Origin of the sequence: Arthrobacter sp. zg-Y895, from assembly GCF_020731025.1 — a bacterium.
Lineage (GTDB): Bacteria > Actinomycetota > Actinomycetes > Actinomycetales > Micrococcaceae > Arthrobacter_B.
The window spans coordinates 754,482-774,822 of sequence record NZ_JAJFZY010000004.1; the positions used below are offsets into that span (position 1 = coordinate 754,482).

A 20,341-nucleotide genomic window follows, 5' to 3' on the forward strand; every position below is an offset into this window, starting at 1 on the left:
CCTCGGTGGCATTTGGTGCATTCTCCTGATCCGCGTTTTCGCTCGGTTCGCCGTTCTCGGCTTCATGCTGGTTTTCGGGCCACAGTGCCTCGGATTCTTCTTCCGCCTGCGGGCTGGCCAGGTAGGCCTCCACAGCGGCCCCGATTTCCTCGGCGTCTGCCAGCTCGTCGTTGCCCTTGACCAGCAGGGAGCGCCGCACGGTGCTTTCGGTGTACTGGTCGTAACGCTTTTCGAGGGTTGCCACCACGCCCTTAACTTCCGCAGACGCCTCGACCTGTTCGGTGATCTGGCGTTCGACGTCGCGGCCTGCCTCGCGGAGCCGGTCCGTGGGCAGCACCAGTGAGGCGGCTGCACCGAGGTACTCGAGTCCGGCGACGGCTGCGGGCGGGAACTCCGCCTCGGCCAGGTAATGCGGTACGTGCACCACGTGGCCGACGACGTCGACCCCTGCCTCGACGAGCCGGAGCTCCAGGACGTGTCCGACGGCGGCCTGGACCTGGGCGATCGGCGTCCAGGAGCTGATCCCTTCGACCAGGTCGGGGCGGTTGCCGTGCGTGGTGACGCCGATCGGGCGGGTGTGCGGGACGGGCATCGGTATCGAATGGACCCAGCAGACCAGGCTCACGTCGAAGGCCTTCACAAGATGCACCACGGCCGCCGTGAAACGTTCCCACTGCAGGTCCGGTTCGAAGCCGGTCAGGAACAGGAACGGTTCGCCCAGCCCGTCGTACATCCGGTGCAGCTCAAGCCGCGGCGGCTCGTAGTCGCTGAGGTGGTCTTCGACGAAGGAAATCTGCGGCCGGCGGTTGCGGTAGTCGATCAACTGGTCCGAGTCGAACGTAGCCACCAGGTCATGGTCCAGGGCATCAAACAACTCGTCCCGGATCTGGCTGACCACGTGGCCGGCCTCGGCGAAGCCGGTGAAACCGACCAGGAGCTTCAAGCCGGAGAGGTCCCCGGATTCCGCGACCTCCGGATTCAGATTAAACAGGGTCAACGGATCCAGCATGTCTTACCCCTCCCGGGAACTCACGTGCGCTCTCGGCACAGGAAGGTGTAGACCGGTGAATCCGGCTGCTTTAAACCGTTGCTGTGCCCTTACTCAAGGGTAAACGCCCGGACGCGTGCGTTTCATTCCGGGACCGGGACCTGCCTTTACTGCCGGCCTTGTGCAGCAGCTAAGGAGCAGCGTTGCGGCATGCGGACGTTCTTCGGACTACGATCGGTGTGGTAAACGCAGAGCAACACAGAACCGTGAGGAAGCAGCTTCGTGAACAAAGCCAGTGAACCCAGCCTGTCGGCAGTATCCAGGGACGGGCGGAAGGTTGCCGCCAGCGCACTCGTGATCGGCGTCGGCCAGACCCCCGACGGTCCCGTCCTGATTGAAAGCCCGCTTTCCCCCAAGGCGTCTGCCGCCCTGGCTGCTTCCCTGCCGCTGCTCGGCGTCACCGGTGCCGTTGACGAAGTCCACCGCCTGCCCGGCCTGCCCGAGGCCGACGCCGACATGCTGGTCCTTACCGGCCTCGGCAAGGTTTCGGCCGGCGTCGCCCTGACCGAGGAAGCCCTGCGCCGCGCCGCCGGATCAGCCGTCCGCCAGATCGCCGGCACCGCGTCCGTCGCCCTCGCACTGCCGGCCGGCACCGTGGCCGACGCCGCCGCCGTCGCCGAAGGTGCCCTGTTCGGCGCGTACAGCTTCACCGAACACCGCAGTGCCGCCACCGCGGACAAGGTTCCGGCGCCGGTTTCCGAGATCACCGTTATCACTGCAGCCGCTGACGAGAAGGGCCTCAAGCCCGCCCTCGAACGCGCCCGCATCCTCGGCCGCGCGGTCAACGCCACCCGGACCCTGGTCAACCAGCCGCCGAGCCACCTCTACCCGGAGAGCTTCGCCGCCGCCGCCAAGGACCTGGCCAAGTCGCTGCCCGTGAAGGTCACCGTGATGGACGAAAAGAAGCTGGAACGCGAAGGCTTCGGCGGCATCCTCGGGGTAGGCAAGGGATCGGCCCGTCCCCCGCGCCTGGTCAAGCTCGAATACGCGCCGCTGCGCTCGAAGGTCAAGCTGGCCCTCGTCGGCAAGGGCATCACCTTCGACTCCGGCGGACTGTCCCTCAAGCCGGCCGCCGGCATGGAGGCGATGAAGTCGGACATGGGCGGGGCCGCCGTCGTACTCAACGCCCTGCTGGCCATCGCCGAACTGGGGCTTCCCATCAAGGTGACCTCCTGGCTCTGCATTGCCGAGAACATGCCCTCGGGCACTGCGCAGCGTCCCTCCGACGTCATGACCACCTACGGCGGCCGCACCGTCGAGGTCCTGAACACGGACGCCGAGGGCCGGCTGGTCATGGCCGACGGCCTCGTGGCTGCCAGCGAGGAAGCCCCCGACGCGATCATCGACGTCGCTACGCTGACCGGTGCCCAGATGATTGCCCTGGGCCGACGCGTTTGTGCAGTCATGGGCGAAGAAGGCGTTCGGGACGCCGTCAAGGCAGCTGCGGACCGTGCCGGCGAGCTGTTCTGGCCGATGCCGATTCCGGAGGAGCTGCGGGCGAGCCTGGATTCCCAGGTGGCGGATATCGCCAACCACGGGGAGCGTTTCGGCGGCATGATGACCGCCGCCACCTTCCTGCGGGAATTCGTCGGCGAAGTCAACGGAACCAAGATCCCGTGGGCACACCTGGACATCGCGGGACCGGCTTTCAACGACAGCGCCCCCTACGGTTACACCCCGAAGGAAGGCACCGGCGTCGCCGTCCGCACCCTGGTGGCCTACGCCGAAGACGTCGTGGCGCGCGCCTCATAGCATCCAATACGGTTCCGTGAAACGGAACTGACGGTTGTGGCAGGTGTTTCTCATTACACTTCGCCCCCTACTGCCTGTGTTCAAGTGGATGCCGGTGGTAGGGGGCGATAGGGTGAGGACTGATCACAAACGCCCAATAACTCATCGGCGCGCATGGGCGCGTCAACGAATACGCGAGGGAGCGTCCAAGTGGCCGATAAGGCAGCTGCGCAAGAGTTCGACATCCTGATCCTCGGCGGAGGCAGCGGCGGCTACGCCGCGGCACTGCGCTCCGTGGAGCTGGGATTCTCCGTAGGTCTGATTGAAAAGGGGAAGCTGGGCGGGACCTGCCTTCACAACGGCTGCATCCCCACCAAGGCGCTCCTGCACTCCGCTGAAATCGCGGAGAACGCCAAGACGGCCTCGAAGTACGGCATCAACGCCACCTTCGACTCCATCGACATGACCGCAGTGAACTCCTACAAGGACAACATCATTGCGGGCAAGTTCCGCGGCCTGCAGGGCCTGATCAAGTCCAAGGGCATCACGGTCATCGAGGGTGAAGGCAAGCTCACCAGCGAAAAGACCATCGAGGTCAACGGTGAGACCTACACCGGCAAGAACATCATCCTGGCCACCGGTTCCTACTCCCGTTCACTGCCGGGCCTGGAAATCGGCGGCAAGGTAATCACCTCCGACCAGGCGCTGAAGATGGACACCGTGCCCAAGAGCGCGGTCATCCTCGGCGGCGGCGTCATCGGCGTCGAATTCGCCTCTGTCTGGAACTCCTTCGGCGTGGACGTCACCATCGTCGAGGGCCTGCCCTCCCTTGTTCCCAACGAGGACGCAGCCATCATCAAGCAGCTTGAACGCGCGTACAAGAAGCGCGGCATCAAGTTCAGCACCGGCATCTTCTTCGACAACGTCCAGCAGAACGACGACGGCGTCGTCGTCACGCTGGCCGACGGCAAGACCTTCGAAGCCGACCTGCTGCTCGTTGCCGTGGGCCGCGGCCCCGTCACCGCCGACCTGGGCTACGAAGAAGCCGGACTGACCATGGACCGCGGCTTCGTCATCACCAACGACCGCCTGCACACCGGCGTCGCCAACATCTACGCCGTGGGCGACATTGTTCCCGGCCTGCAGCTGGCCCACCGCGGCTTCCAGCAGGGCATTTTCGTTGCCGAGGAAATCGCCGGCCTGAAGCCCGTTGTGGTTGACGATGTCAACATCCCCAAGGTCACCTACTGCGAGCCGGAAATCGCCTCCGTCGGCCTGACCGAGGCGAAGGCCAAGGACAAGCTGGGCGCCGAGAACGTCGAGGTCCAGGAATACAACCTGGCCGGCAACGGCAAGACCTCCATCCTCGGTTCCTCCGGCCTCATCAAGATGGTCCGCGAGAAGGACGGCCCCATCGTGGGCGTCCACATGATCGGCGGCCGTATCGGCGAGCAGATCGGTGAAGCCCAGCTGATCGTCAACTGGGAGGCGTACCCTGAGGATATTGCCAGCCTGATCCACGCGCACCCGACGCAGAACGAGGCGCTGGGCGAAGCCGCTATGGCCCTGGCCGGCAAACCCCTTCACGGTTAATACCTAAGATTCACTCCCCCGGGCCGCATCCGGTCTGCGGCTGCGGCCCGGGGGAACTCATCACCAGCACCAGCGGCACGGCTGGTCACAAAAGATCTAACAAGGAGAAACGGGGACAATATGTCTGAAACCGTGAACTTACCAGCCCTCGGGGAAAGCGTCACCGAAGGCACCGTCACCCGCTGGCTGAAGAACGTGGGCGACCGCGTCGAGGTCGACGAGCCCCTGCTCGAGGTATCCACCGACAAGGTCGACACCGAAATCCCCTCCCCCGTTGCCGGCGTCATCGAGGAAATCCTCGTAGCCGAAGACGAAACCGCCGAGGTCGGCGCAGCACTTGTGCGCATCGGCGACGGCTCCGGCTCCGGCGAACAGCTGGACGACGGCGGCAGCGCCGCCAACCAGGAAGCACCGGCCGAAGAGGCGGCTCCTGCCGCTGAAGAAGCCCCCGCGGCCGAAGAGGCACCCGCTGCTGAAGAAGCCCCCGCGGAGAGCGGCTCCGGCGAAGGCACCGAGGTCACCCTCCCCGCCCTCGGCGAGTCCGTTACCGAAGGCACCGTCACCCGCTGGCTCAAGGCAGTTGGCGACGACGTCGAAATGGACGAGCCGCTGCTCGAGGTTTCCACCGACAAGGTCGACACCGAGATCCCCTCCCCGGTAGCCGGCAAGCTGCTGGAAATCCGGGTCAACGAAGACGACACGGCTGAGGTCGGTTCCGTACTGGCCGTCATCGGATCCGGTGCTGCTGCCCCCGCCAAGGCCGAGCCCAAGGGAGCCGAGCCCGTAGCGGCCGCTTCCAAGGACGAGCGCGAGGCGCCGGCCGTCGAGCCGGAAAAGAAGGAAGAGCCCAAGGCCGAGGCCCCCAAGCAGGAAGCTCCGAAGGCTGAAGCTCCCAAGCAGGAAGCCCCGAAGGCTGAAGCTCCCAAGCAGGAAGCTTCCAGCGGTTCCAACGACGGCGGCACCTACGTGACCCCGCTGGTCCGCAAGCTCGCCAACGAACACGGCGTCGACCTCTCCAGCATCAAGGGTTCCGGCGTAGCCGGACGCATCCGCAAGCAGGATGTGCTTGAAGCCGCTGAGGCCAAGAAGGCCGCCTCGCAGCAGCCTGCCGCTTCCGCTCCTGCCGCCTCCGCCGCCTCCGAAAAGGCAGCACCGGCGCAGATCAGCGAAGCCAGCGCGAAGCTCCGCGGCACCACGGTCAAGGCACCGCGCATCCGCCAGACCATCGCGCGCCGCATGCGCGAGTCCCTGGAGGAGTCGGCACAGCTGACCCAGGTGCACGAGGTCGACATGACCCGCATTGCCGCCCTGCGCCAGAAGGCCAAGGGCAACTTCCAGCAGCAGAACGGCGCGAAGCTCACCTTCCTGCCGTTCATTGCCAAGGCAGTTGTCGAGGGCCTGAAGCAGCACCCGGTCCTCAACGCCTCGTACAACAACGAGACGCAGGAAATCACGTACCACGACGCCGAGCACCTCGCGATTGCCGTGGACACCGAGAAGGGCCTGCTGGTTCCGGTCATCAACGACGCCGGTGACCTGAACATCACCGGTCTCGCGAAGAAGATTGCCGACGTCGGCAGCCGTACGCGCAACAACAAGATCGGCCCCGACGAGCTCTCCGGCGGCACGTTCACCATCACGAACATCGGCAGCGTCGGAGCCCTCTTCGACACGCCGATCATCAACCAGCCGCAGGTCGGCATCCTGGGCACCGGTGCGATCGTCAAGCGTCCCATGGTCGTCACCGACGCCGAGGGCAATGACAACATTGCCATCCGTTCGATGATGTACCTCTCCCTGACGTACGACCACCGCCTGGTGGACGGCGCCGATGCAGGCCGCTTCCTGCAGACGCTGAAGGCACGCCTGGAAGAAGGCAACTTCGAGGCAGACCTGGGACTCTAGTTCCGGTTCCGCTTAGGCAGGGCGCTCTCCCGTTACCGGGAGGGCGCCCTGCGCCGTTTCTCCGGGGAACCGTCCCGTCGGCACTTCTCTACATGTTGTAGAAAAGTTACCCGCCTCCCGTGCTTTCCCCTGGGTTCCCGACTTCCAGTCGGTAAACTGGCCCTATGGACTTCCTTCACAGCTTCCTTGTTTTCCTGCACATCCTCGGTGCAGCCATCATTGTCGGCATCTGGTTTGCCCGGATCAAGAATCCGACCGTGCTGCCCGGCCAGTTCCACGCAGCACTGCTGCAGCTGGTCACCGGCCTGGCATTGGTGGCGCTGAATGAGATGGGCGACGGCGATGTCAACCACCTGAAGGTGGGCATCAAGCTGCTGATCACCCTGGTGATTGCCGTGCTGGCCTTCATCGGACAGCGCCGCTACAAGAAGGACGAGCCGGTCTCCTCCGGACTCGCAAACGGCGTGGGCATCCTCGCGGTCATCAACATTGCCGTAGCCACTATGTGGTAGTCCGCACAACAGCGGAAATAGGATGGGATGGTGCGCCGGCTTGTTGCCGGCCCCGTCCCATCACTGTTTAAGGAGACCCCCATGGCTACAGTCCGTTCAGCCCATACCGTTTGGAACGGCGACCTCTTCAACGGCAAGGGAGATGTCACCCTCGATTCCTCCGGACTCGGCACCTACGACGTCACGTGGAAGGCCCGCGCCGAAGAGGCCAACGGCAAGACCAGCCCTGAGGAACTTATTGCCGCGGCCCACTCGGCCTGCTTCTCCATGGCCTTCAGCAACGCGCTTGCCGAGGCAGGCAAGACGGCGGAGCGGATCTCCACATCCGCTGACGTGACCTTCGTTCCGGGTACGGGCATCACCGGCAGCCACCTTGTGGTCACCGCCGTGGTTCCCGGACTGACGGCAGAGCAGTTTGACGACATTGCCGAGTCGGCGAAGACCGGCTGCCCGGTCTCGCAGGCCCTGGCCGGCATCGAGATCACCATGGACGCCACGCTGGAGTCCTAGGAGCCGGCTACCAGCAGCGCAGAGGGCCCCTGTTCCGTCCGGAACAGGGGCCCTCCGCGCGGCGGGGCGGGCGGGGGCCCCGTTTAAACGGATACGGGCGTGGATGGCCGGGAACGGGTGGTCGTGGCTGGTACGTGCGCGTACGGTTTTCTGTAAGCGAGCCAGGCCGGTGCGCCGGGCAAGCGGGCCAGATACGATCGCAACTGCGTCTGAAGGTGAAGGTATGAACCTCACTCCCAAGGAAATAGACAAGCTCTACGTATACCAAGTGGCGGATTTGGCCCGTAAGCGGCGTGAGCGGGGCACCAAGCTCAATGTCAGCGAGGCCACCGCCCTCATCTGCGAGGCGATCCTGGAGGGTGCCCGCGACGGCCGGACCGTCGCAGAGGTGATGGAACTCGGTAAGACCATCGTCTCTGAAAGCCAGTGCATGGACGGCGTCCGTGAGCGGTTGCCCCTCCTGCAGATCGAGGCGACCTTCGTCGACGGCAGCAAGCTCGTCTCCTGTCACGATCCCATCGGGGTGTGACTTGACCTGGCCCACCGAGCCGGATGCAACGGTGGTGCTGGTCGGAGGACATGAGAGCGGCAACGGGACGGATCTTTCATTCGTCACGGCTTCCTTTCCGGACGCCCTCATTACCCCCGCCGGCCGACCTCTGCACAATGTCCTCACGCGGCTGCGCGAGGACACTGCCGACGGGGCGGACACGGCGCCCGTCGTCGTGCTGCCGATGACCTTCGGCCGCAACCCGACCCTCGTCGCGGACACGGCGAAGACGCTCCGCTGGCTTGAAGCAGGGGCAGTCCCGCACGGTGCCGCCCCGGCCCCGCTGGCCCTGGCGGACGAATTCGGCACCCCCGACCATCTCACGGCGTGGCTCCGGGCCGCCGCCGCGGAGGTGCGCAGGCTGGCCCCGGACGCGGCAGTGCTGATCGTCGCGGACGCCGCCAATCCCTTCGATGATGCGGAGCTCTACCGCATCGCGCATCTGGTGCGCACGCACGGGGCGGGCAACCTGGTGGAGGTTGCCGCTGTCACCGACGCGGAGGCACTCCTGGAGGCCGTACGGCGGCTGGGTCTTCTCGGCAGCACGGAAACGGTGGTTGTTCCCGCAGGATTTCGGCGGGTGCCCACCGTGCACGGTGAAGCGGTGCCCTTCGGCGAGGGAGGTTTCACCGAGGCCCGGTTCTACGGTGCACTGCTGAGCGAGCAGGCGGTGCTTCGCGTTATCGGCGAGCGTGTTCGCGATGCACTGCACAACCTCGGCCACGGCTCCACCGGTGTTGACGCCGGGCTGCAGGCTGATCACGGTCACGGTTACGCCCACTCACACGCCTTTGACGCGGACAACGGCCATTCCCACAACCACGGGGCGGCCGACGGCCACGCGCATCACCACCCCACCCCGATCGGTACGAGCTGACCGGAATCGCATCTAAACACACCACGTGCAGCGATGCTGCGCCGCAAGGGAAGGAAAAACCATGCTGGGCAGCCCCACCTACCACCACAAGCAAGAAGACATCGAGATCAACGCCGGCAGGCCGAGCGTCACCCTGCTGGTGAGCAACACCGGCGACCGGGCGGTGCAGGTCGGCTCTCATTTCCACTTCTTCGAAACCAACAAGGCGCTTTTGTTCGAACGCGAACTGGCCTACGGAATGCACCTCGATGTGCCGGCAGGTACCGGAATCCGCTTCGAAGCAGGTGACACCCGCGAGGTGACCCTCACCGCGTACGCCGGAAACCGGCGGGTCATTGGCTTCAACAACCTCGTCGACGGCGGGCTCGACTCTGCGGCAACGAAGATCCGGGCCATGGCGCGGATAAAGGAGCTCGGATTCCAGGACGGAAAACCGAGCTCCAAACCCAGTGCAAACAACGCGGGCCCTGCAGCACAAACGGGCCGCCCAGAAGAGGGGAAGAAGTGATGGCGAAAATCTCGCGCAAGCAGTATACCGATCTCTTTGGTCCGACCACCGGCGACCGGGTCCACCTGGCCGATTCCAATCTGGTGATCGAGATCGAGAAGGATTACAACGAGGGCCATTACGGTGACGAGGTGGTCTACGGCGGCGGCAAGACCGCGCGTGACGGCATGGCGGCCGATCCCCAGGCAACTTCCGCGGAAGGCGTACTTGACCTGGTGATCACCAACGCAATCATCCTGGACCCGGTGCTTGGTGTCATTAAGGGCGACATCGGTGTGCGTGACGGCAAGATCGCCGGTATCGGCAAGTCCGGCAACCCGCACACCCAGAGCGGAGTCGATCCGCGCCTGGTGGTTGGCCCCGGGACCGAGCTGCTGGCCGGCGAGCACTTCATCGCCACCCCCGGCGGCATCGACTCACACGTGCACTATATTTCGCCGGAACAGGCGCTGGCCGCCCTCTCCAACGGCATCACGACCCTCTTCGGCGGCGGCACGGGACCCACCGACGGCACCAACGGCGTCACCACGACTCCCGGCGTCTGGAATCTCGCCCGGCTGCTGGAATCGGCCGAAGGGATGCCGGTCAACATGGGCTTCCTCGGCAAGGGGAACGGCTCGCTGCCCGATGCCCTGATCGAACAGGTCGAGGCCGGCGCATGCGGACTCAAGGTACACGAGGACTACGGCACGACGCCGGCCGCGCTCAGCAACGCACTCTCCGTGGCCGATGACTACGACGTGCAGATCTCGGTGCATACAGACAGCCTCAACGAGGCCGGTTATGTGGAGGACACCCTTGACGCCATCGACGGCCGCACCATCCACACCTTCCACACCGAGGGTGCCGGCGGCGGCCACGCCCCGGACATCATCAAGGTGGCCGGCCACCCGAACGTGCTCCCGTCCTCGACGAACCCGACGCTGCCCTACACCGTCAATTCGGTGGATGAGCTGCTCGACATGGTGATGGTCTGCCACCACCTCTCCCACGACGTCCCCGAAGACGTCGCCTTCGCGGATTCCCGGGTGCGGGCCGAGACGATCTCCGCGGAGACGGTTTTCCACGATGAAGGGATCATTTCGATGGTCTCGTCCGACTCCCAGGCAATGGGTCGCATCGGCGAATCGTTTATGCGCACCTTCCAGATCGCCCACCACTGCAAGGACCAGCGCGGCGCGCTGCCGGAGGACAGCGGCGACAACGATAATTTCCGGGTGCTGCGCTTCCTCGCCAAGATCACGATCAACCCGGCCATCACCCAGGGAGTGTCCGACTATATCGGCTCGCTGGAGGCCGGCAAGATCGCCGACATCGTGCTTTGGCCGATCCAGTCCTTCGGCGCCAAGCCCCGGCTGATCGTCAAGGGCGGCCTAATCAACTGGGCGCTGATGGGTGATCCGAATGCCTCGCTGCCCACCCCGCAGCCCGTGTTTTACCGGCCCATGTTCGGTGCGCAGGGCAAGGCGCTGCAGAGCACACGGGTGACCTTCATGTCGAAGGCGGCCATCGACAAGGGCGTGCCGGAGCGGCTCGGGCTGGAGAGCCAGGTGCTGCCGGTGCAACGCTGCCGCGGCATCGGCAAGGAGCACATGGTCCGCAACAACGCGACGCCTGTGATCGAGGTGGACCCGGAGACATACGACGTGACGTACAACGGCACGCTGGCCACCATCCCGCCGGCCCAGTCCCTGCCGATGACCCAGCTGTTCTTTCTCGCGTAGGGACACGGCATGTCGGATGTAGGCCAATTGCTGACCAGCCTGCAGTTCGCTGACTCGGCGTTTCCCAGCGGCTTCTACACGATGTCGCACGGGCTCGAGGGCTACAGGCAGGCGCGGCTCGTGTCTGCTGACGGAGTGCAGCAGCTGCTGGCCGAGCTGCTGCTGCACTCCGTCGGCCCCGGGGACGCAACGGCACTTGCTGCAGCGCACCGCGCAGCGGACAACGGCGACATCGACCTCGTGCAGGAAGTCGACCAGCGGCTGTTCGCCTCGAAACTGAACGCCGAAATGCGCATCGCCTCCGTACGCAGCGGCCACCAGCTGATTGATCTGGGGGCCGAATTGATTGACCAGGGACTCCTCGCCGCGTATGGCGAGCGTGTGCGGCTGCGTAGCACGCCCGGCTGCCAGCCAGTCGCGGCGGCGGTGGTGTACGCAGCCAACGGAGTCGCGACCCGGCAGGCCGTTGCATCGGACCTGTTCGCTTTCTCGGCGAGCTTCGTAGGGGCCGCCCTTCGCCTGCGGCTGACAGACCACCGGCAGGCGCAGGCCATCCTGCTTCAGACATCCCCTGTCATGGAGCAGGTGACGGAGGCCGCCCTGGAGCGCAATCTCGCCGATCTTGGCGGCTTTGCGCCCATGGCGGACGTCATGTCAGCACAGCATGAGAGAGCCGAGGCACGCTTGTTCGCCAGTTAGGACACAGTCCGGACACGAACGAAACGGCGCCGATGGGCGCCCGCACGAAAACAGCAGATCCACCGGAAACGAGGACTTCATGAGTGAGAACGTGTTGAGGATTGGCATCGGAGGGCCCGTGGGCAGCGGCAAGACGGCGCTGACGGAAGCGCTGGTGCCGCTGTTGATCGAGGCCGGGCGCACCCCCGGCGTCATCACCAATGACATCTATACCCAGGAGGATGCCCACCACGTGCGCAGGGAGCTGGCCGGCATCCTCGACCCCGAGCGGGTGATGGGCGTCGAGACCGGATCCTGTCCGCATACGGCCGTGCGCGACGATCCGACCATGAACCTCGCCGTCGGCGCGGAGATGCTGGAACGGTTTCCCGACATCGACACGCTCATTTACGAGTCGGGCGGCGACAACTTGACGCTTACCTTCTCCCCCGCGCTTGCCGATGTGTTTGTGTTCGTGCTGGACACCGCTGAGGGCGAGAAGATGCCGCGCAAGCGCGGTCCCGGCATCACCGACAGCGACATCCTGGTGATCAACAAGATCGACATCGCGCAGTACGTCCGCACCGACCTCAACGTGATGGAGTCCGACGCCCACCGGGTCCGCGAGAATCGGCCCGTGGTGCTGACCAATTCACTCACCGGGTTCGGCGTCGATGAACTCCACCAGCAAATCATGTCGCAGTGGAACGGTGCCAGAACCGAGCTCATCGGATGATCCTCAAAGCGACGGAACAGCGAAGTGCGCCGGCACCCGGCGGGAACACCGTGACGGGTGCCGACGGTCTCGCGAGCGTGAGCCCTCTCCCCCGTCCTCCGGTTTCCCGCGACGCCGGACGGAGGGAACCAAACGCGGGCGGCTACCGACTCGAGCCGGCGTTCTATGAGCCCGTCCGGGTGCCAGCCGAAATTCGGCGGCACACAGAGGAAGAGTGGAGGAATCTGCCGGTCGGCAGCCCGGGCAAAGTCGGCATCCTGCAGCTTGGGTTCGCCTGCAACCGGGGCCGCACCGAGCTGGTGCAGCACTACCAGAAGTCACCGTTGCAGATCATGCATCCGCTCTATTTCAACCCGCTGCGCCCCGACATGGCCTACACCTACCTCATGTCCTCGGGCGGCGGCATTCTGCAGGGAGACCGGCTGCGCACCGATCTAAGCTTCGGCCCCGGCACTTCGGCGCACATCACCACTCAGACCCAGACCAGGGTCTACCGCATGGACCATGACTATGCCTCCGCGCTGATGAACATCACGGTCGGAGAAGGCGCCCATGTCGAGTACCTGCCCGAGCCAGTGGTGCCCTTCGCCGCTTCGCGCTATTACCAGCAGACATCGGTGGTGATCGACGAGTCGGCAACCTTGGTGCTCGGCGACACCATGTATGCGGGCAGGCTCGCCCGCGGGGAGCGGCACGCCTACGATGTGTACGCCTCCGACCTCGAGGTGCGGCGGCCGGACGGCGGGCTGGTTGCCCTGGACCGGGTTCGGCTCAGCCCGGGAGCCGACGGAGCGGTCTCCGGCGTCGGCGGACTGGGCGTGCTTGCCAACCACGACGTGCTCGCCATGCTCTACGTCTTCACGCCCCTGGTTCCGGCGGCCCAGCTCGCAGATACCCTGCACCGGGCGCTCACCGAGAGCGGCGGTGACCTGATCTTCGGGGTGAGCACCTTACCCGGTGATGCCGGCGTTTGGATGCGGCTGGTAGGCAACGACACCGTGGCTGTCGCGGCCGCAAACACGGCCGCCGCATCGGCGGTGCACGAGTTGCTGACCGGGAAGCGGGCACCCGCAATTCGGAAGAGCTAGAGAGGGGTCTAACGGTGAGTGAACAAGCGAACACGCAAGAGAAGGCTGTGGGCCCGGGACGCTCCTACCGGGCGCAGGTGGTGCTCGCCTTCATTCCGGTCGCGCTGCTGCACATCGCGGGCTTCGGACTGTTCTTCTTCCTGGTCGAACCGCTGCATCTCCAGCTGGGCTCCTCGGTCTTCGGGGTTGGCATCGCCGTGGTGGCCTATGTGCTCGGCGTGAGGCACGCCTTCGATGCCGACCACATCGCTGCGATCGACAACACCACCCGCAAACTCGTGGACCTGCGCAAGCCGGCCGCCGGGGTCGGATTGTTCTTCTCCCTGGGGCACTCCACCATTGTGTTCCTGATGGCTGCGCTTCTGGCCCTCGGGGTGAGCTGGGCGGTAGGGCTCAGCGATGACGGCAACGGTGTACGCGCCGGCCTCGGAGTCTTCGGCACGGTGGTGTCCGGGGTCTTCCTGCTGCTCATCGGACTCATCAACGCCGTCGCGTTCATCGGAATCCTCAAGGTCTGGCGGGCCTCGCGCAACGGCGACCTCGACGAGCTGGAGCTGGAGCGGCATCTGCAGGGCCGCGGCCTCATCAGCCGCCTCATCCGGCCGATGCTTCGTACCATCGACCGCCCGGGGAAGATGTATGCCGTTGGCTTTTTGTTCGGGCTCGGCTTCGACACCGCCAGCGAGATTGCCCTGCTGGTGCTGGCGGGAACCGGGGCAGCGACGGGGCTTCCCTGGTATGCCGTCCTCTGCCTGCCCCTGATCTTTGCCGCAGGCATGAGCCTGTTCGACACCCTCGATTCAGCCGTCATGGTGAAAGCCTATGGCTGGGCGAGCGTCAACGCGGTTCGCAAGCTGTACTACAACCTCACCATTACCGGGCTCTCAGTCATGATTGCCGTCATGATCGGTGGCATTGAGCTGGTCGGGTTGCTGAATGAGAAGCTCGGGCTGCGGGATCCACTCACCGGCTGGGTAGCCGCCATCGACCTTGAGAACGTGGGCTACATTGTCGTGGCCACGCTGATACTGGTCTGGTTGACCTCTACCGCCTACTGGCGGTTGGGCCATGTGGAGGAACGATGGGCGCTGGCAGGCGGGGCGGGCGCATCTGGCGCCTCAACCGCGCCCGGCGGGCCGGAGTTGAGGCAGAGGCCTGGAAAGGGCTCGCCGCCTGACGACGCCCCGCGAACGGAGCAAGGATGAGCAGCGCAAGTGCGGCCTCGCCGAACCCATCCATCTCGAGTGCTGGCTGGCTGAAGGGGTGGGGCCAAGGGCTATCGCAGATCTTTTTCCAAAGCAACATTTACACCGCTCTGCTTATTCTGGCTGCCTTCGTTGTGGCCGACTGGCGCATGGCCGTGCTCGTGCTGATTGGCTGCGCGGGAAACACAGTGGGAGGGCGCCTGCTCAAGGCCGACCCGTCCTCGGTGACATCAGGCCTGCAGGGTTTTTGCGGCGCCCTCGCTGGGGCTGCGACGTTCTCAACCATCGGGGGTCAGTGGGCGGCGTATCCCATCGCGCTCATCGGCGGCTTACTGTGTGCCCCGGTGACGTGGCTGGTGGTTGCGCTGTTCACCAGGACACCGCTGAGGATGTTCTCCCTGCCGTCCACGACGGCACCGTTCTGCATCGTGGCGACGGGCATTCTGCTCAGCACGGAGGCACTGCACGTGACCTCGGCGCCGTCGGCCACCATCGACTCGGAGCCGCTGGCCTTCGTCCGCTCGTTATTGACGAATGTGTCCGAAGTGGTGCTGATCAACAACGAATGGTCGGGAGCCCTCATTCTGCTCGGGCTGTTCGTGGCGAGTTGGAAAGTGGGGCTGGCCGGGCTCCTTGGCAGCGTGGTGGGGAGCCTGTGCGCGCTGGCAATGGGCGAGAACCTGACCGAGACCGCGAACGGCCTGGCCGGCTACTCCGGTGTCCTCACCGCGATTGCCCTCGCCGTGGTCTTCCTCCGCAGCAGCACGCTCTCGTGGGTTCTGGCCGTGATCGGCACGGTGGTCACTGCGGTGGTGACAGTGATCATGCATGATCTTTCAGCTCCCACCTACACCTGGCCGTACATTCTCACAACGTGGGTGTTCCTGGTCATCGCCCACTACATTCCCGCCGCCAAGCGCACATAAGCGCCCTTGTGCTTCGCTTCTTCTTACACCGAGGCACCCACCCAGAGGCCGATCACAGCGGCCGCCACTGAGAGCACGAGCATGACGATACCGCTGATGAAGGATGCACCGTAGCGGCCCTCCTTAATCAGCTGCACCGTCTCGTAGCTCGCGGTGCTGAAGGTGGTGTAGCCGCCGAGGAAGCCGGTCCCGATCACGATACTGAGGTCGGTCGACACAAAGTGCTCGATGGTGAGGCCGGTGAGCAGGCCGAGCACCACGGAACCGGAGACGTTGATGATTGTCGTCGCCCAGGCAAACCGCGTCTTGAGGTGGGCTCGAATGAGTCCGTCGATGACAAACCGCACCGTTGCACCTACCCCGCCGGCCAGCGCCAGCAGCAGGAAAATTCCGGGGGTCATGAAGCATCCTCCTGCTTATGCTGCGGATCCGAGCCGCGGGCGTGGAGACCGCTTGCGGCGGCGATGCCCGCCCAAGTGGCGCAGGCACCGACGATTACCGTGCCGAGGGCGTAGATTATGGCGGTCCAGGGAAAACCGTCGCGAAAGAGTACAGCGGTGTCGGTGGCCAGCGAACTGTAAGTGGTGAAGCCGCCGCAGAAGCCGGTACCGAGCAGCAGTTTGAGGTTCTTCCCGGTCGGGCCCGACCTGTCCAAGCGGGTCACAGCCTCGTAGAGGTAGCCGAGCAGAAAGGCACCGACCACGTTGATGATCGGGATCGCCACCGGCACTTCACCGAGGTTCGGTATGACCAGGGACAGGCCCTCGCGGCTGGCAGCACCGGCTCCGCCTCCGAGGGCGACCAGTCCGATGGGGCCCCAGCGCAGGTATTGTGGGCGCATTCCGGTACTCATTCCTTGCTTCGAGGATGGGTGGCATCGGCGCGGACTGCTTGGCAGGACACGTGCACGGGTTGTCCGGGGCCACGCCTGAGAATAAGGCGTGATTTCGCGGGGAATCGGGGGAAATTCCCCACGTTTGAGGCTACTCCTGCCTTTTCCTGTCTTCAACGGCAGGCAGGCCTTGATCCACTGTGCGGCGCCAATCGGGTATGTCTCCGGCCTGCCGCGTTCCATGACCGGGGCACCGTGCGGAACGGCCCGGACCGCTGGTGCAGCGGTCCGGGCCCATAAACCGGGTTTTCCGTAGCCTATGTGGTGGCTAGTGCCGGTTGTCCCGGCTCGTCCCGTCCGCTCCGGTACCGGCACTCACCGGTGAAGGCAAGGACGGGTCCGCCTCTTCCGTGTTCTCCTGGGGCCGCTTCGGCAACGGAGCGGGCTGGAGATTACGGTAGCCGGACATGGCCGGGGGCTCGTCCGTAGGCAGCTCAGACAGCATTTCGCGCAGGATGCCCACACCGTGTTCCAGCTGCGGGTCGTCCCCGGCCACATAGGCGTGCGGCGGGAAGGCCACCTCAATGTCCGGCTCCACTCCGCGGTTTTCCACGTCCCAGCCGACACCGCCCGTGAACCAGTAGGCGTGCCTCGGCTGGTTCACCATGGTTCCGTCCACCAGGTTGAAACGTCCGTCGATTCCGACGACGCCGCCCCAGGTCCGCGTGCCCACGACCGGGCCGATGCCGCGCAGCTTGGACACCTGGGTGACGATGTCGCCGTCGGACCCGGCGAACTCGTCCGTCAGGATCACTACGGGGCCGCGAGGCGCATGCGCCGGGTAGGGGGTGGGAGTGCCGCCGCGGGGAACGCTCCACGCGGTGACCTTCCGCCCGATCAGCTCGGCAACCAGCTGGGACGTGTGTCCGCCCCGGTTTCGCCGGACATCAACCACCAGGCCACGCAGGGACGCTTCCTGATCCAGGTCCCGGTGCAGCTGGGACCACCCGTTGGCCATCATGTCGGGGATATGCAGGTAGCCGAACTCACCGTTGGAGGCTTCCCGCACGAGGCGGCGGTTGGCGCTGACCCAGTTCTGGTAACGCAGGCGTTCCTCGCTTCGCAGCGGAACGACGGCGATCCGCCGCTGTTCCGGCGCACCGTCGCTGCCGGCGGACACAACAGTCAGTTCGACAGTCCTGCCGGCTGCTCCGGCGAGCAGGACGGCCGGTCCCTCGTTCGGGGGAACCGGCTGCCCGTCCACTGCGGCAATGACGTCACCGGGGTGGACGTCGGCACCCGGCGCGCTCAAGGGAGACGTGGCCGCCGGGTCCGAGGACTCGGCGCCGAGGATCCGCACCACTTCCCAGCCGCCGGCGCCGGGGCGCAGATCCGCACCGAGGAAACCCTGCCCGCCCGAGCCCTGCTCGGTGACCGGAACGGGAGTGACATAGGCGTGGGAAGTGCCGAGTTCCCCGTGCATTTCCCAAAGCAGGTCCACGAGGTCGTCATGGCTTCCGAGGTTCTGGACCAGCGGACGGTACCGGGCATGGACACCTTCCCAATCGAGCCCGCCCATGTCCGGGGCCCAGAAGAAGTCGCGCTGCAGGCGCCAGGCCTCGTCAAAGGCCTGTCCCCACACCTTCACGGGATCAATCCGGATCCGGATCCGTTCCAGGTCCACGCGGATGTTCTCGGCCGAGTCCTCTTCCACTCGGGAAACTGCTGGAACCATGCGGACGCTGCCTTCGTGCTTCAGCACCACCTTGGTGCCGTCGCCGCTGACTTCGAAATCGTCCAGCGCCGCAACCAGGACGGATACGTCCTTCTTCTCCAGGTCAAAGCGCTCCAGCCTGGCGGCCGGATCACGGTCCGCTGCCGATGCGCGGCCGTCACCGGTCACCCCGTAGATGTCCGAGGATTGCCAGAGAAGTCCACCCTCTGCAGCCCGGAGCTTTTCGTAGCGTCCCTGGGGTACCGGCACGGCAATCAGGCGGTCACCGATCCGCTCGGCGTCCACCTGCACAGGCGGCACCGTGTCCTGCGACGTGTCTGCCTCGGTTCCGGACGCCGCCGTGGTTTTGGAGGCTGCTGCGGAAGTACCGGATACCGACGGCCCGAACGGCGAAGGCGTCCCGGCGGCCAGTGCCACCAGGAAGGGTTTGGTGGAGGACGGGAAGCTGAGGTCGAACCGGTGGGTGTCGTACACCGGGTCGAAGCTGCGCTCCGAAAGGAACGCCAGATAAAGGCCGTCGGTGGTAAACGAAGGATCATGGTCGCTAAACCGGCCGTCGGTTATATCCACTACGGGCGCTGCTGCATCCCGCACGGACCGCAGGCGGATCCGCGACCGGCCTTCGCCGCTGGACGGTTCAGCCCAGGCGAGCCACTGCGAGTCCGGTGAGAAAGCCAGCTGGTCGACGGCCCCGAAGTCGGAAGACGCAACCGGGAACAGCTCGGCCGTCGCCACGTCCAGCACAAACACTTCACCGTATTCGGTGGAGACGCCCACGTGCCGTCCGTCCGGGCTGGGAACGAGCTGGCTGACGCGGGTGGGGCGGTCGAACCCTACCCGGATGGTCGCGGCAGCGGCCGCAGAATCCCCTGGTGCTCCTGTAGGTGCCGGTCCGGCGCTCTCCGTCCCGCCGTCGTGCCCCGATCCCCTGCTACCGGTTTCCCGGACGGCCGAAACGGCAGCTCCGGAAGCGGACACCGGGCTGGGCAGAACCAAACCGTTATCCTCACCGGCACCGGCAGCCGGAATCCCTTCGGAGACTCCTGCCTGGGCAGCCGGAGTGGCCGCAACCGTGCCGAGCCCGGCGAAAACGTCCTTGATGTAGATCGCTTCCTCGCCGTTGCGGTCCGCCACGTACACGGCGCGGGAGCTGTCCAACGGCCTGCCCAGACGGGCGCGGACGGTCGAATCTGCCTCGATCACGCGCGACGGCCCGTCCCGGTGGGTCAGCCAGTGCAGGGTTCCGTGGCTCTCCACCACGCTGGCGGTTCCCTTGGTATCAGGAACAACCGCTGACAGGTGCTTTGCGACGTTGAGCGGACGCGGCCGGCGGGCAGTGCCGGCCGAGCCTAGGACGATGTCCAGCGGCTCTGCTTCGGCGTCCAGCGAGGAAAGGAGCCAGATACGTCCCGCGGATTCGAACACGATGCGGCTGCCGTCGGAGGAAGCGTGCCGAACATAGAATCCTTCGAAGTCGGTGTGCCGGCGGAGATCCTCCCCCTGGGGTGTCACCGAGTACAGGTTGCCGTAGCCTTCGTGGTCCGAAAGGAAGACCACCCGGCCATCGATCCACATCGGGTCCGACAGGTTGCCGTCCAGTTCCGGCACGAGGCGGAGGAATTCCCCGTTGCCGTCGGCGTCGATCCAGAGCTTTCCTGCGGTGCCGCCGCGGTAGCGCTTCCACCATGCCTGCTCCCGGGTGAGCAGGCTGCCGATCACCATCGGGCGTTCGTCGCCGACTGCGGGCCCCTCGGCAATGGTTTCCACCGGGCCGTACGGGAGCTTGACCGGCGCCGACCCGTCGAGAGGAACCGCGAAGGCCCAGCGGAGCCGGTTATCTTCCTGTTCCACGGAGCACGTGGCAATGGCCTCTCCGGCGGAGTTGAATCCCTTCAGGCGGGTGCTCTGGCTGCCCCAGAAGGTCAGCTGCCGGAAGTCCCCGCCGTCGACGTCTGCCGTGACGATTTCCGGTGCCCCGCCCTGGACCACCTGCCAGGCAAGCCGGGTTCCGTCCGGGGAGAACTTCGGGCTACGGGCCGGCAGCTGCATCGCGGAAACCCGCCAGGCGCGGCCACCGCTCACGGGAGCCATCCAGACATCGTCTTCGGCGACAAAGGTGACGAGGTTCCCGTGCAGGTCGGGGTAACGGAGGTATGCGGTTGGACTCATGTGACGATCCTATC

General features: G+C 65.5%; 17 protein-coding genes and 1 pseudogene. 14 read left to right on the forward strand and 4 right to left on the reverse strand.

Translation table 11 applies throughout. The features are described 5' to 3' along the window. Positions 1-115 precede the first annotated feature (115 nt). Positions 116-1,009 (reverse strand): annotated as a pseudogene (locus LJ760_RS10320) (proteasome assembly chaperone family protein); the annotation flags it as partial. 261 nt (positions 1,010-1,270) lie between these two features. Between LJ760_RS10320 and LJ760_RS10325 the strand changes: the two are divergent. The 14 genes from LJ760_RS10325 to LJ760_RS10390 all read left to right on the forward strand — a co-directional run bounded on the left by LJ760_RS10325 (position 1,271) and on the right by LJ760_RS10390 (position 15,591). After that, positions 1,271-2,800, forward strand: a complete 1,530-nt coding sequence (locus LJ760_RS10325; protein WP_227922497.1) for a leucyl aminopeptidase — start codon at positions 1,271-1,273, stop codon at positions 2,798-2,800. 189 nt (positions 2,801-2,989) lie between these two features. Beyond that, a complete protein-coding gene (gene lpdA / locus LJ760_RS10330; RefSeq protein ID WP_227922499.1) occupies positions 2,990-4,372 on the forward strand; it encodes a dihydrolipoyl dehydrogenase in 1,383 nt (460 codons plus the stop codon). A 120-nt stretch (positions 4,373-4,492) separates the two neighbouring features. Continuing rightward, complete coding sequence (gene sucB, locus LJ760_RS10335) at positions 4,493-6,277, forward strand: 2-oxoglutarate dehydrogenase, E2 component, dihydrolipoamide succinyltransferase (protein WP_227922502.1); 1,785 nt, start codon at positions 4,493-4,495, stop codon at positions 6,275-6,277. 164 nt (positions 6,278-6,441) lie between these two features. Further along, the gene (locus LJ760_RS10340; protein ID WP_227922504.1) at positions 6,442-6,789 is read left to right on the forward strand and encodes a hypothetical protein; all 348 of its coding nucleotides are present in this window, start codon (positions 6,442-6,444) and stop codon (positions 6,787-6,789) included. 81 nt (positions 6,790-6,870) lie between these two features. Next, positions 6,871-7,299 carry an OsmC family protein gene (locus LJ760_RS10345; protein ID WP_227922506.1) on the forward strand — a complete coding sequence of 143 codons (429 nt, stop codon included), beginning with the start codon at positions 6,871-6,873 and terminating at the stop codon, positions 7,297-7,299. A 223-nt stretch (positions 7,300-7,522) separates the two neighbouring features. Further along, on the forward strand, positions 7,523-7,828 hold the full coding sequence (locus LJ760_RS10350) for an urease subunit gamma (protein ID WP_227922507.1): 306 nt from the start codon (positions 7,523-7,525) through the stop codon (positions 7,826-7,828). A gap of 1 nt (position 7,829) precedes the next feature. Continuing rightward, complete coding sequence (locus tag LJ760_RS10355; protein ID WP_227922508.1) at positions 7,830-8,726, forward strand: hypothetical protein; 897 nt, start codon at positions 7,830-7,832, stop codon at positions 8,724-8,726. A gap of 61 nt (positions 8,727-8,787) precedes the next feature. After that, positions 8,788-9,234, forward strand: coding sequence for an urease subunit beta (locus tag LJ760_RS10360; RefSeq protein WP_227922509.1), 447 nt, complete (start codon positions 8,788-8,790; stop codon positions 9,232-9,234). Then, positions 9,234-10,958: an urease subunit alpha gene (ureC, locus tag LJ760_RS10365; RefSeq protein WP_227922510.1), complete on the forward strand. Its 1,725-nt coding sequence runs from the start codon at positions 9,234-9,236 to the stop codon at positions 10,956-10,958. Before LJ760_RS10360 ends, ureC begins: the two co-directional genes overlap by 1 nt. A gap of 120 nt (positions 10,959-11,078) precedes the next feature. Next, on the forward strand, positions 11,079-11,657 hold the full coding sequence (locus LJ760_RS10370; RefSeq protein WP_227922512.1) for an urease accessory protein UreF: 579 nt from the start codon (positions 11,079-11,081) through the stop codon (positions 11,655-11,657). 79 nt (positions 11,658-11,736) lie between these two features. Then, on the forward strand, positions 11,737-12,372 hold the full coding sequence (ureG, locus tag LJ760_RS10375) for an urease accessory protein UreG (RefSeq protein ID WP_231711778.1): 636 nt from the start codon (positions 11,737-11,739) through the stop codon (positions 12,370-12,372). 179 nt (positions 12,373-12,551) lie between these two features. After that, entirely contained in the window at positions 12,552-13,460 is a 909-nt protein-coding gene (locus tag LJ760_RS10380; RefSeq protein WP_227922516.1) for an urease accessory protein UreD, read from the forward strand. Positions 13,461-13,474: 14 nt separating this feature from the next. Beyond that, positions 13,475-14,665 (forward strand): HoxN/HupN/NixA family nickel/cobalt transporter, encoded by a 1,191-nt coding sequence (locus LJ760_RS10385; RefSeq protein ID WP_227922519.1) that lies wholly within the window; start codon positions 13,475-13,477, stop codon positions 14,663-14,665. After that, positions 14,662-15,591, forward strand: coding sequence for an urea transporter (locus LJ760_RS10390; protein ID WP_227922521.1), 930 nt, complete (start codon positions 14,662-14,664; stop codon positions 15,589-15,591). The genes LJ760_RS10385 and LJ760_RS10390 overlap by 4 nt, the downstream gene beginning before the upstream one ends. Positions 15,592-15,614: 23 nt before the next feature. Here LJ760_RS10390 and crcB read toward each other — a convergent pair whose 3' ends face one another. From crcB to LJ760_RS10405, 3 genes are all read right to left on the reverse strand, one after another. Continuing rightward, complete coding sequence (crcB, locus tag LJ760_RS10395) at positions 15,615-15,992, reverse strand: fluoride efflux transporter CrcB (RefSeq protein ID WP_227922523.1); 378 nt, start codon at positions 15,990-15,992, stop codon at positions 15,615-15,617. Then, positions 15,989-16,432 carry a fluoride efflux transporter FluC gene (locus tag LJ760_RS10400; RefSeq protein WP_227922526.1) on the reverse strand — a complete coding sequence of 148 codons (444 nt, stop codon included), beginning with the start codon at positions 16,430-16,432 and terminating at the stop codon, positions 15,989-15,991. The genes crcB and LJ760_RS10400 overlap by 4 nt, the downstream gene beginning before the upstream one ends. 319 nt (positions 16,433-16,751) lie before the next feature. After that, positions 16,752-20,327 (reverse strand): S41 family peptidase, encoded by a 3,576-nt coding sequence (locus tag LJ760_RS10405; RefSeq protein ID WP_227922528.1) that lies wholly within the window; start codon positions 20,325-20,327, stop codon positions 16,752-16,754. Positions 20,328-20,341 lie beyond the last annotated feature (14 nt).

Coding starts and splice junctions, on each gene's coding strand:
- LJ760_RS10405 (WP_227922528.1), bottom strand. CDS start 20,327: ATGAGTCCAACCGCATACCTCCGTTACCCCGACCTGCACGGGAACCTC.
- LJ760_RS10400 (WP_227922526.1), bottom strand. CDS start 16,432: ATGCGCCCACAATACCTGCGCTGGGGCCCCATCGGACTGGTCGCCCTC.
- LJ760_RS10345 (WP_227922506.1), top strand. CDS start 6,871: ATGGCTACAGTCCGTTCAGCCCATACCGTTTGGAACGGCGACCTCTTC.
- crcB (WP_227922523.1), bottom strand. CDS start 15,992: ATGACCCCCGGAATTTTCCTGCTGCTGGCGCTGGCCGGCGGGGTAGGT.
- LJ760_RS10360 (WP_227922509.1), top strand. CDS start 8,788: ATGCTGGGCAGCCCCACCTACCACCACAAGCAAGAAGACATCGAGATC.
- LJ760_RS10350 (WP_227922507.1), top strand. CDS start 7,523: ATGAACCTCACTCCCAAGGAAATAGACAAGCTCTACGTATACCAAGTG.
- LJ760_RS10340 (WP_227922504.1), top strand. CDS start 6,442: ATGGACTTCCTTCACAGCTTCCTTGTTTTCCTGCACATCCTCGGTGCA.
- ureG (WP_231711778.1), top strand. CDS start 11,737: ATGAGTGAGAACGTGTTGAGGATTGGCATCGGAGGGCCCGTGGGCAGC.
- ureC (WP_227922510.1), top strand. CDS start 9,234: ATGGCGAAAATCTCGCGCAAGCAGTATACCGATCTCTTTGGTCCGACC.
- sucB (WP_227922502.1), top strand. CDS start 4,493: ATGTCTGAAACCGTGAACTTACCAGCCCTCGGGGAAAGCGTCACCGAA.
- LJ760_RS10390 (WP_227922521.1), top strand. CDS start 14,662: ATGAGCAGCGCAAGTGCGGCCTCGCCGAACCCATCCATCTCGAGTGCT.